Source organism: Peribacillus suis (assembly GCF_059384845.1).
In genome coordinates this window covers 3,823,312-3,838,218 of the sequence record NZ_CM182019.1, presented here as the reverse complement: position 1 = coordinate 3,838,218, position 14,907 = coordinate 3,823,312, and the positions used below count along the sequence as shown (strand labels likewise).

Here is a 14,907-nt window from a genome sequence, read left to right as displayed (position 1 = left end):
AATAAAAGTGTTAAAACGTCAATTGAGTGCGCAAACAGGGGACATACGCTTTTGATCTTTCCTTCACCGAGAGAATATTAAATGACTTTTGATGTTAAAAAAAATATAGAGTGGCCGATAAAATATATACAGGCAAAAGGAAATGGAACATTATACTCATTTCAGGACGGATTTATATTTCATCTACTTAAAAGGTGGGGTTCATCATGACTAAGAAGTACGATATTAACATCAATTCAAGCAAAAAGGTAATAGAGATGTTTGTAGGTGGTTCATTTACACCAGCCGACGCACAGGCATTCACGAACGATTATCACAAAATGGTAGGGTCAATCGACGCATCTGTTTACACATTGGAAATTGATTGTACGACAATGAATGTCGTTACATCGCAAATGATTCCTGAATTAGAAGGTTCTTATAAACTATATAAACAGTCCGGATTCAAAAAAATCATCTTCAAAATTAAAGATAGTACAATCTTGAAAATGCAATTGGCACGTTTAGCGCGAAATACGGGTCTTTCACAAGTAGAAGTAGTGAAAATATAAAAGATGCTCGTCCTAAAAAAATCTTTGCTTTTAAAAGAGATAAGAAACTTCACAGGTTCTAAATGTCATAAAATATAAAGGGGAAACACAACACGATATGTCTTACATCAGAATTAAGAACGTCGCAATCTATCACCCGGAAAAATCCGTAAGTAATGATTTTTACCTAAAACATTTCCAAGAGAAAAAAGGAAAAAACATTCAAAACTTTTTAAATGTTATGGGAAGAAAAGAACGGTATTTGATTGATAATGATGAAGAAAATGGTTTAACGATGGGAATTGAAGCAGCTAGACGGGTGCTTCAAAAAGCTAACTTGTCAGGAAAAGATATGGATATGATTGTATTTAGCACCCAGATTCCTGAAACCACTTATCCAACTAATGCAGTGCTTGTCCATCAAGCCATAGAGGCAAATAATCATACGATTGTTCTAGATTCCAATGCAAACTGTGCTGGTATGTTAGTGGCAGTAGATCAAGCCAGTCGATATATGTTATCCAATCCTTATGTTAAAAAAGCATTAATCGTGGGTTCAGATTACAATTCATTATTGAGTAGCCCGGATGATGAAATTACATATGCTAATTATGGAGATGCGGCTGCGGCAGTGATTCTAGAAAAAACAGAAGAAAATACTGGTTTTATTGATTCCATTTATTATACGGATCCGATGCATCAAGAATTCATTAACTATCCGGTAAACGGATTGTCAAAGACACTAAAAGGCACGGGCAACGGAAGATATATAAAATGGCTTCCTTTTGATGCTTCAGATTCTCTACCGCCTACATATAATATGATCAATCAGATTCTAGAAAGAAATAACTTGAAGGTAAGCGATATTAAATCCTATTGTTTCTCTCAATTCGCTTTAGGGAACATCCTTAAGATTCAAGAAAATCTGAAAATCGAGGATAAGCAAATTACCTACGTGGGAGATCGCTTTGGATACACAGGTACAAGTAGTCCTTTCATTGCGTTTCATGAAGCAATAGAAACGGACCAGATTCAACGCGGTGACTATGTCTTGTTCTGGACTGTTGGTGCAGGATTTGAATTGATTGCTATATTATTTAAGTATTGAACCACGCGCATTTTCATTATGAAGAAGTCTTGTAAACATATATTTTAAATCATATATCGGTTGAAAACCAATGCTTAAATTGTCGTAGACAGTTTAGGCATTTTTTTATTTAAGAAGGAAATCATGATCTTGCAGGGAATAAGGACTAAAGCATAGAATCGAAGGCGGGCACATTTTAAAAATCGGGGGAATATAAATGGAAATGGACGTGATCGTTGTCGGAGCTGGTCTTGCAGGGTTAGTGGCCACGGCGGAGCTAGCTGATGCCGGGAAGCGGGTTCTACTTTTGGATCAAGAACCTGAAGCATCTATGGGTGGGCAGGCATGGTGGTCCTTTGGTGGTTTATTCCTTGTGGATTCACCTGAGCAGCGTAGGCTTGGAATCAGGGACTCTAAGGAACTTGCTTGGCAGGACTGGCTGGGGACCGCTGGTTTTGATAGGGAAGAGGACGAAGATTATTGGGGCAAGAAATGGGCGGAGGCGTATGTCGAGTTCGCTGCCGGGGAAAAAAGGGAATGGCTATCCTCCCAAGGTATACGCTTTTTTCCGGTAGTCGGCTGGGCTGAGCGTGGTGGCTATCTGGCTGAAGGCCATGGCAATTCGGTTCCGCGGTTTCATATCGTATGGGGGACAGGGCCTGGCATCGTTAAACCGTTTGAAGAGAGAGTTCGCAGGGCAATGGAAAAGGGGCTTGTCGACTATCGACCCCGCCATCGGGTCAATGAATTGATGACGGAAAATGACGCGGTAATCGGGGTGGGAGGATCGATACTCGTTCCAAGCTTGGCAGGCCGAGGTGAGGCGAGTTCCCGGGAAGTGGTCGGGGATTTTACATTTCATTCGAAGGCTGTTCTTGTCACAAGCGGTGGAATTGGTGCCAATCATGATTTGATTAGAAGAAACTGGCCTGCCCGACTTGGGAAAGCGCCGAAGACGATGATTTCCGGTGTACCGGAGCATGTGGACGGAAGGATGCTGGCCATCACGGAAAAAGCGGGTGGGAGGATTGTAAACCGCGACCGGATGTGGCACTATACGGAAGGAATCAAAAACTGGGACCCGGTTTGGAATAAGCATGGGATTCGCATTCTCCCAGGTCCGTCGTCGCTTTGGCTGGATGCAAAAGGACGACGATTTCCAGCCCCGAATTTTCCTGGGTTTGATACGCTGGGGACGCTTGAGGCGATCCAGAAGACCGGAAATGATTATTCCTGGTTCATCTTGACGCAGAAAATCATTGAAAAAGAGTTTGCATTGTCAGGTTCTGAACAAAACCCCGATTTGACGGGGAAGAGCATTCGAAAGGTTCTATCCCGTGTACTGCCAGGTGCTTCAGCTCCCGTACAAGCTTTTATGGATAAGGGAGAGGACTTTGTCATTGCAGGTACAGTATCGGAACTAGTAGACGGGATGAATAAGATTATTGGGGAGAACTTACTGAGTGCTGAAGAGATTGAAAGGCAAATTTTAGCGAGGGACCGGGAGATTGACAACAGATTCACGAAAGACCTGCAAATCACGGCCATGCGGGGGGCACGAAATTATATCGGTGACCGATTTGTGAGAGTGGCTTCTCCCCATAAAATCCTGGACCCCAAAAAGGGCCCGCTGATTGCTGTGCGGTTACATATAGTCAGTAGAAAGACGCTGGGAGGATTGCAGACGGATTTATCTGGTCGAGTTCTTAACGCAATAGGAAAGCCAGTGCCAGGACTTTATGCAGCAGGCGAAGTATCCGGATTCGGAGGTGGCGGTGTCCACGGTTACCGCTCCATGGAAGGGACATTTCTGGGTGGGTGCCTATTCTCGGGGAGACAGGCTGGACGTGCGATTGCAGATAATATAGATTGATGGACTTGCCTGGTGCTGGTCCTTTTTTGTCGAAAAATCGATATAATATGCAATTGCGAAGATAAAATCCTGTTTGTGAAGATAAATATTCGGTAAGTGAAGATAAAGTCCTTAATTTGGTTGATATAACATTTCACAATTAGAATCCAAAGTTTGAAGATAAAACGTCAAAGGACGGACTGTAATATCAGCAAGTCTTTAATGAAATTTATCTGATATTGTCGAAAAATCGATATATCAGATTAATGGGAAGATAAAAGAGCATTTTCCGAAGATAAGATCCTGTTTGTGAAGATAAATATTCGGAAAGCGAAGATAAAACTCAGTCGGAGGATATAATTCGGAAATTTAAAGGAATATCACGTTCTGCCATAGAATTTATGGAGAGAATAACAAGATTGGAGTGATCAAATGATTATAAAGGAACGTAAAATCCCGCTTTCTATCCTGAAATTACAGGCTTTGTTGCGCAGGCTTCCACCAGCCCATCCGAAAATCCCCTTTATTATGAGTGAACTTAGTAAAAAGGAAGCTGGCTATAGGGGAGAGTGCGCTATCGATTTTCCTTTGAGTTTTCTTGAAACGAAGGAGTATTTCATATTCCATGATATCAGGTTACAGGATCAAACTCGTTTTTTCCAAATTGATACGTTATTACTATCCAGAAAATTCATCCTCATCATCGAAGTGAAGAATATAGCAGGTTCCCTCTATTTCGATTCCACTTTTAATCAGCTCATACGGACGAAAGACGGAAAAGAGATGGGGTTTCCAGATCCCCTGATTCAAATTGAGCGTCATGAATCACAATTGAAGAGTTGGTTTTTGCAACATGGGCTGACAGAACCCCCAATTTACTCTCTGGTCGTAATTAGTAATCCTCAAACAATTATCCGCGCGAATCCTGAAAACCGAAATCTTCATTACAAAGTCATCCATCGTGATACCCTACCTTTTAAAATCCACCAAATCGAAAAATCCATCAACCAACCAAGTCTCAGTGATAAAGAATTGAAAAAAATCATCAAAATCATCAATAAGCATCATACTGAAGCGGATGCTTCCGTTCTCGAACGGTTCAATCTTTCCATGGAGGACCTTATAAAAGGAGTCATCTGTGAGAAGTGTTTGATGTCTCCATTATTGAAGCAGCGTAGGGAATGGAGATGCTCCAGGTGTGAGCACGAGAGTAAAGATGGACATATTCGAGCATTAAAAGATTATTATTTCCTACTTGGTCCCACGATAACGAATCGACAATTAAGGGAGTTTTTACGTGTTTCATCTTCTGCTAGTGCGACAAGGATTTTGCGTTCCATGGACCTTGTCAGTGAAGGGGTGAATAAGGGGAAAGTGTATAGGTTGCCTTTCGAATATGAAAAAGAGGCTGACTCCAATTGAGCCAGCCTCTACCTATTAGGATTGATTAACTAAGTCTTCCGCTAATGATGCGAAAGTTTCACCAATGTAGGATTCTTCATCAAAAACGTTGGCGTCGTTGTTTTCTTTACGGTTCGAGAATGGGATGGTCGCGATCACTTCTGTTCCAAGACGTTTCGCAAGCATTTCTCCGCCGCCTTTTCCGAACAGGTAGTTCTTCGATCCATCTTGTTCTTCAAAGTAAGCCATGTTTTCGATTATACCGACGATTTCGTGTTTCGTATGCTTGGCCATTGCACCTGCTCTTGACGCAACAAAAGAGGCGACATTATGTGGTGTAGTTACGATGATTTCTTTACCTTGTGGAATCATGGCAGCAACATCGATCGCTACGTCACCTGTACCTGGAGGTAAGTCAAGCAACATGTAATCTAATTCTCCCCAATGCGTGTTCACAAGGAAGTTTTTGATCCACTTGTTCAGCATTGGTCCGCGCCACATAACAGGGTTATCATCGGCTGCAAAGAAGCCCATCGACATGACCTTTACACCGTGGCTTTCCACAGGAATGACAGTTTGGTCGATCATCGTCGGTTTTTGGGTGATGCCCATCATGGCCGGAACACTGAAACCGTAAATGTCAGCATCCAGAATACCGACACGTTTGCCCAATCGTGCTAGTGCTACTGCAAGATTGATTGTCACGGTAGATTTGCCGACGCCGCCTTTACCACTTGTGATGGCAATGAACTTCACACCTGAATCAGGAGCAAGCATTTTTGGCATACCAGTCTCGGTTGTCGCGTTGCCTTTTAATACTTTCGTCAAGGTTTCCCGTTCTTCTTTGGTCATTGAACCAAATTTCAAGGACACACTTAATGCACCGATTTTTCTTAAAGAGCTTTCGATATCTTCTTGAATCTTAGCTTTTAGTGGACATCCTTGAATGGTAAGGACAACTTCTAATGAAACATGTCCCTCCATGATATTGATGTTTCGAACCATATTCAGTTCAACGATACTTCTATTCAACTCCGGATCTTGAACGTGTTTTAAGGCATCTATGACGTTTTCTTTTGTTATCATTTCATCCGTCCTTTATAGTTATAATTTTAAAAAAGACTCAAAAGAGGCTGATGCCTCTTTTAAGCCTTCATACTATTTATTGTTTACATTCGACTTGGGGATAGTCTGTTTAAATTTTTGTTACTATTTTAGTTCTTTACCCATTCCTTTTAGGAAATGGATGCCGAAACCAATTGCACGATTAATGTCGGGGTCGTTCAATACTTTTACTAAATTCATGACACCGATTTTTTTATCGGTCTCAATGAATTTGCTACCTTCATCGATGCCTGCAAGTGCGCTGCTAAGGAGCTTTGTCACTTGGTCAGTATCAGCCTTCATCAAGGCTCCAGTTGCACCCATAAGCGTGTTGATTAAGTTGGTTACGGGTTCTCTGGTTACTTGTCCAAGAGCGACTTTTGCTATTTGTTCTTTTCCTCTAAGCATCGAAGTGGCGGCATCAAGCACGCCGCAGTCGTTCAGCTCACCGAGGATGTTAAACACACTGTTTAACATCTCTTCATTATCGGTGACGAGCATTTTTAGTTCTTCGATTTTCTGTAACTTGATTTCTTCCTCTGTTATAGGATTATGGATTTCCGTGATAGGAGCTGCCATGATCTTCACCCTCCTTATTATTTATCTGTTAAGTGTACATAACCTGGGCGTGCCCACTTACGTTGAACCTCAACACCATTTTGAGGGTGACGTTTTTTATTACGTGGGTTAGATCCCGGCAATGGAATTTCTCCGCTTTCTTTAAGCACTTCCATACGTACCTTCGTTTGTTTATAAGCAGGTGTACTTGTACGTTGATCATATATAGGACCAGTCAGGAAGTTGATGGCTGAATCCTTGTCGACTGAGTTCATCGGTAGGAATAGTTCATTTTTCTTCACTCGGTCTGTAATCAGCACTCTCAATTTGACGGCACCATATGGTGATACCAATCGAACTAATCCGCCATCACTCACTTGACGTTCCTTGGCTAACTCCGGAGAAACTTCAACGAAAATGTCAGGAACCTTAGATTGAATTCCGTTAGATTTATTCGTCATATTTCCTTCATGGAAATGTTCAAGCATACGTCCATTATTGATATGAAGATCGAATTCTTCAGGGAATTTATGTGGTTCTACCCAATCAGCTATGGCAAAGCGAGCTTTTTTATCAGGGAAGTTGAAGCCATCCGTATAAAGAAGCGGTGTGCTTGATCCATCATGACTTCCCCATAGGAAGCTGTTCCAGCCTTCAAGTACTTCGTAATTGGCTTGGCTGAAAATAGGTGACAGGCTTGCCATTTCATCATAGATGTCACTAGGATGAGTGTAATTCCAATTTGCACCTAAGCGGTTAGCGATTTCTTGGGTGATTTCCCAGTCCGCTCTAGAATCTCCCAAAGTAGGAAGTGCTTTATATAGACGTTGGACACGGCGCTCTGTATTCGTGAATGTTCCATCCTTTTCAAGAGAAGGAGCTCCCGGTAATACTACGTCTGCATATTGGGCTGTTCTAGAAAGGAAGATATCTTGAACAACAAAGAAGTCTAGGCTTGATAATACTTTATCCACATGGTTTGCATCAGAATCAACAAGTGCCATATCTTCACCGACAAGGTACATCGCTTTCATGTCGCCTTTTTCAATGGCTTCCAGCATTTCAATATTGTGCATACCTGGTTTGTTGTCAATTTTGACACCATATGCTTCTTCGAATTTAGCACGGGCAGCATCATCCGTAACACGTTGGTATCCTGGTAGGAAGTTCGGTAGAGTTCCCATATCACAAGCACCTTGAACGTTATTATGGCCACGAAGCGGATAAGCTCCAGCCCCTGGACGACGGTAGTTACCTGTAGCCAATAGAAGGTTAGAGATGGCAGCCGACGTATCGGAAGCACCAGTGTTTTGTGTAACACCCATTCCCCAAAGAATACAAGTACCATCTGCATCGCGAATCGCTTCTGCAATTTGGATCAATGTTTCTTTTGAAATTCCTGTGTTTAACTCTGCATAATCAAGGGTATATTTTTCTAGTATCTCTTTATAATCGTCAAAGAAGTGAACATTTTCATCGATGAATTCTTGATCATGCCAGCCTTGGTCGATCATATATTTAGTAACGGCCATCAACCAAACTTGGTCAGTACCTTGTTTTGGACTGATATGGATGTCAGAACGCTCAGCCATTTCGTTTTTACGTACATCGGCAACAATCAGTTTTTGTCCGTGTAGCTTATGTGCACGTTTTACGCGTGTGGCTAGAACAGGATGTCCTTCGGCTGGATTTGCACCGACGATGATGACAAGTCCTGCTGCAGCGATATCTTTAATCGTACCAGCATCTCCACCCATACCGACTGTGCGGAATAATCCGTCTGTCGCAGGAGATTGACAATAACGAGAACAGTTGTCGACGTTATTTGTTTCGAACATTTGACGTGCTAATTTCTGAATCACATAGTTTTCTTCATTCGTGATTTTAGATGAAGAAATGAATCCTACGGAATTGCCACCGTATTGTTGTTTGATTGAACCAAGTCTTGATGCAACCAAGTCAAGGGCTTCATCCCAGCTTGATTCAACGAATCTACCATTTTTACGGATCAATGGTTTAGTGATACGTTTTTCAGAGTTTACGAAATCCCAACCAAATTTCCCTTTAACGCAAGTGGAAATCGCATTAACTGGTCCTTCATGCGTAGGTTGAACTTTAAGGATTTTGCGCCCTTTTGTCCAAACTTCGAATGAACAGCCGACACCACAGAACGTACAAACCGTTTTCGTTTTCTTCGTACGTGTATCACGCATAGCTGCTTCTATATCAGAAACAGGGAAAATTACGCTGAAATCAGGCTCGACATCTTTAACTAGGTCGATCATTGGTTCCATAATATCTTCTTTCATGGCTGTCATGAAGCCAGCCTCTCCAAGCATGGATTTCTCCATTAACGCATTACATGGACAGATAGTTACACATTGTCCGCAACCCACACATGATGAATTATTGATTTCAGTTCCTTCATCCCAAATAACACGTGGACGTTCTGCTTCCCAATCGATGGATAGCGTTTCATTAACCTGTAGATTTTGACAAACCTCTACGCATTGTCCGCAAGCGATACATTGGTTCGCATCATAGCGGTAGAATGGATGGGACATGTCCACAGCCAAATCCGGTGTAGTTTTAGGCGTAAAGTCTTGGTGCGGGATTTCCATTAATTCTACAGTGTTGTGCAGTTTACAGTTGCCGTTATTATTGTCACAAACTGTGCAATATAATAGGTGATTCTCAAGAAGACGATCCATTGCTTCATTTTGTGCTGCTTTTGCACTTGTTGAATCCAATGAGATATCCATGCTGCTATTGACTTTTGTCGAGCATGATCTAACAAGTTTCCCATTCACTTCCACGATACACGTATCGCATGTTTGAATCGGGTCTACTTCAGGAACATAACAAACCTGTGGATGGGCTATCTTATTTTCATTGATAACTTCCAAGATTGTCGATCCAGTTTTTGCTTTATAATCCAAGCCATTGATTTTAATAGTAATTGAATCGCTCATAATTTTTCCCCCTCTTATTACCAAAAAACACGAAAAAAACCACCATGATTACACCTCTGTCTCTGAACAGTGATGTAAGTCATGGTGGAAAAGTTTAAAAGCAAATCTTGCCAATATACCAATCCAAACCATTATATAAATGATGGATAAAAGATAGAAACATAACAAATCTTATTATGTGACCAACTTTCACAAAGGTATTATACCTTTAATTATAAAAAGAAACAATCAGTATGAGAAAAGTAGTTATTTTCAATAAACTTTTTTTTTTAATCTTATTGCTTTATGATAAGGAAATACTAGATGAAATATCATATGTTAGGAGCGAAATCAAGATGTCAAAAGTAATCCATGAATTCAATGATATGATTCGAAAGCTCCGAAAAGAACTATTCGGAAAAGGGCCAGAGCGTATTCATACGGTTTTTGTAGATAATATGGCTGTTTCCACGCTATATGGGAATTTGACTCCGACGGAAATATTCATTTCGAGTACGGAAGAGGGCAAAGACATGGTTCATTCAGCTAGGACAAAAATGATTCAGGATCTTTATTCGGTTGCTCCTCCAGAGGGAATGGAAGAGTTGGTCGGTGCGAACCTGGTTCATTTGTTTTCTGATATTAAAGTGAAGGAAAATATAGCCATCTCTGTGTTTGTATTTGACCAGGACATAGCAGGAAAACTAAAATCGAACTGATATCATTTTACTGTTTTATATAAGGGGCATGAAGTTCGTGTAGATAATGAGGAGTGAAGGCATGAAGGAGATAGAGAAAAAACGGGAGATCATCCGCATTAGCAAAGGGGAAGTCCAGCAGACGGAAGACACGGTTGTGACGGAATTTCCCGTTACAGTGAAGATAAATGGGCAAGAGTTCGTGACGATGGTATGTACACCGGAATACATTGAAGATATGGTCATCGGTTATTTAGCCTCGGAAGGGATTATCCGTAAATATGAAGAAATCAAAGAAATTTGGTTTCAGGAAAAAGAAGGATATGTCCACGTCAAAACGGATAAGCTGAATCCTTATTACCAAGAGTTTCAGAATAAACGTTATATTACTTCATGCTGTGGAGGAAGTAGACAAGGTTTCGTCTTCGTAAACGATGCTCTGACCGCCAAGAAGATGGAGAATATGACGGTAAGGCTAACACCGGAAGATTGCTTCCGCTTAATGAAGGACCTGCAACAGTCCGCGGTGACGTTCCAACAAACCGGTGGTGTCCATAATGCGGCATTGTGTGATGTGAATGGGCTTGTATTAAGCCGAATGGATATCGGGCGCCATAATGCATTGGATAAGATCTATGGGTATTGCTTGAAGAATGGTATATCTTTAGAAGGAAAAGCGATTGTATTCAGTGGGCGCATTTCATCGGAGATACTGTTGAAAGTGGCGAAGATCGGATGCGAGTTGATCCTTTCTAAATCCGCACCAACTGAATTGGCGTTGGAGCTAGCGGAAGGGTTGGGAATCACTACCGTCGGATTTATCCGTAATGATTCGATGAATATTTATACTTGTCCTGACCGGATTCAACTAAATGAATAGAAGTTATTAGACCCGAGTGGATTGCTGATCCACTCGGGTTTTATTTTGACGTCTTTTAGCTGCAAATGAAAAATCAGTTGATAATAAAATGAAACTTGAAAGTTGTCATACCTGTTTGTAATGAATAACTAAGGGGTATATCAATTATCGTTAATACAACAAAATATGCATGATTAATGCGAGAGTTTCTTTTAAAAGATATACACATTATAAGTAGGGACGATTTTTAAAAGTGGTGATATCGCTTTAAAATATCTCTGCTTTTTTACCTTTTTAGAGGCAACCGTACAAAATATTAGAAGATAGGAGGATTCTATGTCATTTTTAATCACTTTGCTCGGCTTATTAGTTTCCACAATAGTCGCTACAATCTTAAATGCTAAATGGCCTCGTATTCCGCTCCCTATATATCAGATAGCCATGGGGGCAGTCATTTCATTTTTACCGCTCCACTTATCATTAGACTTTCATTCTGAATTATTTATGATTTGTATTATTGCTCCCCTCCTATTTACAGAAGGAAAAAACACATCTCGGAAAGAAATGCTTGAGTTGCGTAAGCCGATTCTGTTATTGGCATTTGGGTTAGTATTCGTGACTGTTTTTGCAGGTGGCTTTTTTATCCACTGGTTAATTCCAGATATGCCTTTGGCTGTGGCTTTTGCCTTAGCAGCGACCATTACCCCAACGGATGCAGTAGCGGTACAATCCATTACAAAAGGCTTGAAATTGCCCGGAAACATGATGCCCATCCTTGAAGGAGAATCGCTTTTCAATGATGCAGCCGGAATCGTTGCTTTTAAAGTGGCTTTGGCAGCTGCATTGACGGGCGTCTTTTCTATAAAAGATGCTTCGCTTAATTTTTTATTTGTGTCTTTAGGTGGGATTATTATAGGTCTCCTTCTGGGCTATTTAATCGTTAAATTGCGATTGTTCCTACGGGTTCATGGACTAGAGGAAATTCCTATGTCCATTGTTATTGAGCTGATTACACCATTTGTGATTTATATGGTTGCTGAAGAGTTCCATGTTTCTGGAATCTTAGCAGTGGTTACCGCAGGAGTCATACATGGCATTGAGCGGGATCGCCTTCAGAGTTCCACAACCAAGTTGCAAATTATATCTACGAATACATGGTCTGTATTAGGTTATCTTTTGAATGGTCTTGTATTTACTTTATTAGGATTCATGATACCGAGTGTTTATCAGGAAATTGAGTCCAACTTAAATAGGGGAACTCTTTTTGGAATTAGCGTCTTGATTGTACTTTTATTATTGGTGATCCGTTTTATTTGGGTATACATTCTTCATGATACTTTCACGAAAAACAGAGTGAATCCATTGGAACAATTTATTATGTCCAGGGTTCATCCTGAAGATAATAACGTTGTGGATGATAAGAATGTGTCAAAATCGCGATATGCCCTTTTGGCATCAGTTTGTGGCATACATGGTACCATAACTTTAGCTACCGCTTTATCCATACCAACTTTAATGCCGGATGACACGGCGTTCCCGATGCGTAATACAGTCTTATTTATCGCGGCCTGTGTAATTTTGCTAAGCGTCTTTTTGGCTACATTTCTTTTACCGATATTAATAAGGAAACCGACTGAATCTGAGGATGAGCGTCTTACTACTGAAGAAGCTTATAAAATTGTGTTAAATAAGACAATCCAACTGCTGAGTAAAGAGGCAACCATGGATAATCAGAAAGCGATTCATCAAGTAATGGAAGATTTAAATGAACAATTGATAGATTTGGAACGTGGAATAACGAAAAGGCCGGATAATAAGACCATACAGGATTTGATGAAGCTAGGGACCAGCAAGGAAATGGAAGTCGTTTTTGGGTTAGTTCAAAAAGGGGCTATCTCCGAAACAACTTTTGAGCTTTATAAGGTGTATGTTTCAAGAACGTTAAACTATATGCAAAAATCACCTCTGAAAAGAGCGTGGATTAATTGGAAGACCCTCTTTATCAAAAACAAGATCAATGTCAAATGGGATAAAAAGTGGGAAAACAAATTAGAGAACTCTATTAATAAAAATGCGGACCTGATCCGGGAGTTCCGTAAAGCACAAAAAGAGGCACAAAAAGAAGCGATGATGGTAATCAAACAACAAACTACTCCAGAAAACCGTCATGAAGTCATGCTGGTCATTCAAAGATATAATCATTATTTGAATCCATTCGGAACACTAAGTGAAAAAGAAGTAAATCGTTTCGAAGAGATGGTCAGTCGTTTTCAATTGAATGCGATGCAGATCGAACGTGATATCATTCAGCAAATGGTTGAAGAGGATCAAATATCCACTAAAACAGCAACGGAGCTTAGACAAAACTTGGTTTATGATGAAATGCTCATGATCCAAAGTCAGTAAATTGATGATTCCCAGTATGTGTTTCGGCCGTTCGAGGTGAATCTGCTTTTTTCTGGAATATCAGGTAGGTTCTTGTCATTTCCACCATTTCATGCGTAAAACAAGAAAAAAAGGAAATAATAGGGTGGTTAAATGCGACTGTAAGACGGGTATATGACAGATGTCATATGAGTTCATTGACGTTTATGACTACAGTAGGTTGAAGAATGTAACTATAATTGAAATATAGAAAAGAAAACATTCATCACTACTATATAGAAGTTGATTCATGCCATTGAATAGACGTTATTGAAACACTCCATATTTTTTACATTTTAAGGAGGAAACTATGAGTAAACACGATCAAAAGCAGTTAAGAAAAGAAGTTGCGCCTTTTGAAAAGTCGAATACGAAATCAAGCGTGAAGCAGATCATCAATACATTTCCACCATTTTTTCTACTCTGGTTCTTGGCTTACCAGAGTTTGAGCATTTCCTATTGGCTGACACTGGCATTCGCCATTCTTTCTTCAGGGTTCGTCATCAGGATTTTCATCATTTTCCATGATTGCTGTCATTCCTCTTTTTTCAAAAGCAAGAAAGCGAATAATATCCTAGGTACGATTAGTGGGATTGTCACTTTATTTCCTTATGAACAATGGAAGCACAGTCACTCGATTCACCATGCAACAAGTAGTAATCTGAACAAACGTGGCACAGGCGACATTTGGGTCATGACGGTTGATGAGTATGTTGCGGCTTCATTCTGGGGACGTCTTGCTTACCGTTTATACCGGAATCCGATTGTCATGTTTGGATTAGGACCTTTTTATCTATTCCTCGTGACCAATCGTTTGAATGTTAAGGGAGCAAGAAAAAAAGAACGGATGAATACGTATCTTACAAACGCGGCTATCGTGTTGATATACGGCCTATTATGTTTGGCAATCGGTTGGCAGGCATTCCTTATGATTCAATTACCGATCCTTTTTGTATCGGGTTCACTGGGCATCTGGTTGTTCTATGTTCAACATCAGTTCGAAGATTCTTATTTTGAAGAAGAATCTGATTGGGATTATGTGAAGGCAGCTATAGATGGAAGCTCTTATTATAAGCTTCCAAAGGTTTTACAATGGGTAACGGGTAACATCGGTTTCCATCATGTGCATCATTTAAGCCCTAGAGTGCCGAACTATAATCTGGAGAAAGTCCATGATTCGACGCTGCCCTTACAACAGGCTACGACGATCACGCTCGGCTCAAGTTTGAAATCTCTCCGTTTCCGCTTATATGATGGAGAAAATAAAACGTTTGTAAGCTTTAAAGAAATTAAGGAACGTTTGAATGCAACGAAAACTAAAGTTGAAATGACTTCTAAACGACCAAGTTTACAAGAAAAATAAATATCCCGTCAAAAAACCATTCAGTTTCGATTGAATGGTTTTTTGACAAAACTTCGTAGTATATACTAGAAGGAAAAGGA

The 14,907-nt window shown here is 40.4% G+C and carries 11 protein-coding genes; 8 read left to right on the top strand and 3 right to left on the bottom strand.

All coding sequences use genetic code 11. The features are described 5' to 3' along the window. Positions 1 to 206: 206 nt before the first annotated feature. The 4 genes from AC503W_RS18880 to AC503W_RS18865 all read left to right on the top strand — a co-directional run bounded on the left by AC503W_RS18880 (position 207) and on the right by AC503W_RS18865 (position 4,891). The gene (locus tag AC503W_RS18880) at positions 207 to 551 is read left to right on the top strand and encodes a hypothetical protein (protein ID WP_427650392.1); all 345 of its coding nucleotides are present in this window, start codon (positions 207 to 209) and stop codon (positions 549 to 551) included. Between the two features lie 97 nt (positions 552 to 648). Further along, complete coding sequence (locus AC503W_RS18875) at positions 649 to 1,638, top strand: ketoacyl-ACP synthase III (protein WP_427685778.1); 990 nt, start codon at positions 649 to 651, stop codon at positions 1,636 to 1,638. 196 nt (positions 1,639 to 1,834) lie between these two features. Beyond that, entirely contained in the window at positions 1,835 to 3,490 is a 1,656-nt protein-coding gene (locus tag AC503W_RS18870; protein WP_494915400.1) for an FAD-binding dehydrogenase, read from the top strand. A gap of 411 nt (positions 3,491 to 3,901) precedes the next feature. After that, complete coding sequence (locus tag AC503W_RS18865) at positions 3,902 to 4,891, top strand: nuclease-related domain-containing protein (protein WP_427685774.1); 990 nt, start codon at positions 3,902 to 3,904, stop codon at positions 4,889 to 4,891. A gap of 15 nt (positions 4,892 to 4,906) precedes the next feature. Here AC503W_RS18865 and AC503W_RS18860 read toward each other — a convergent pair whose 3' ends face one another. The 3 genes from AC503W_RS18860 to fdhF all read right to left on the bottom strand — a co-directional run bounded on the left by AC503W_RS18860 (position 4,907) and on the right by fdhF (position 9,504). After that, positions 4,907 to 5,956, bottom strand: coding sequence for an Mrp/NBP35 family ATP-binding protein (locus AC503W_RS18860; protein ID WP_427685772.1), 1,050 nt, complete (start codon positions 5,954 to 5,956; stop codon positions 4,907 to 4,909). A gap of 123 nt (positions 5,957 to 6,079) precedes the next feature. Further along, the gene (locus AC503W_RS18855) at positions 6,080 to 6,553 is read right to left on the bottom strand and encodes a helical membrane plugin domain-containing protein (protein ID WP_427685770.1); all 474 of its coding nucleotides are present in this window, start codon (positions 6,551 to 6,553) and stop codon (positions 6,080 to 6,082) included. 17 nt (positions 6,554 to 6,570) lie between these two features. Then, the gene (fdhF, locus tag AC503W_RS18850; RefSeq protein ID WP_427685768.1) at positions 6,571 to 9,504 is read right to left on the bottom strand and encodes a formate dehydrogenase subunit alpha; all 2,934 of its coding nucleotides are present in this window, start codon (positions 9,502 to 9,504) and stop codon (positions 6,571 to 6,573) included. Positions 9,505 to 9,839: 335 nt separating this feature from the next. Here fdhF and AC503W_RS18845 point away from each other — a divergent pair, with 335 nt between their 5' ends. The 4 genes from AC503W_RS18845 to desA all read left to right on the top strand — a co-directional run bounded on the left by AC503W_RS18845 (position 9,840) and on the right by desA (position 14,827). After that, entirely contained in the window at positions 9,840 to 10,202 is a 363-nt protein-coding gene (locus tag AC503W_RS18845; protein WP_402870818.1) for a Na-translocating system protein MpsC family protein, read from the top strand. Between the two features lie 61 nt (positions 10,203 to 10,263). Beyond that, a complete protein-coding gene (gene fdhD / locus AC503W_RS18840; RefSeq protein ID WP_402870822.1) occupies positions 10,264 to 11,061 on the top strand; it encodes a formate dehydrogenase accessory sulfurtransferase FdhD in 798 nt (265 codons plus the stop codon). Positions 11,062 to 11,376: 315 nt separating this feature from the next. Continuing rightward, the gene (locus AC503W_RS18835; protein WP_402954456.1) at positions 11,377 to 13,446 is read left to right on the top strand and encodes a Na+/H+ antiporter; all 2,070 of its coding nucleotides are present in this window, start codon (positions 11,377 to 11,379) and stop codon (positions 13,444 to 13,446) included. 328 nt (positions 13,447 to 13,774) lie between these two features. Continuing rightward, positions 13,775 to 14,827, top strand: a complete 1,053-nt coding sequence (gene desA, locus AC503W_RS18830) for a Delta(5) desaturase DesA (RefSeq protein ID WP_402870829.1) — start codon at positions 13,775 to 13,777, stop codon at positions 14,825 to 14,827. The last annotated feature ends 80 nt before the right edge of the window (positions 14,828 to 14,907 follow it).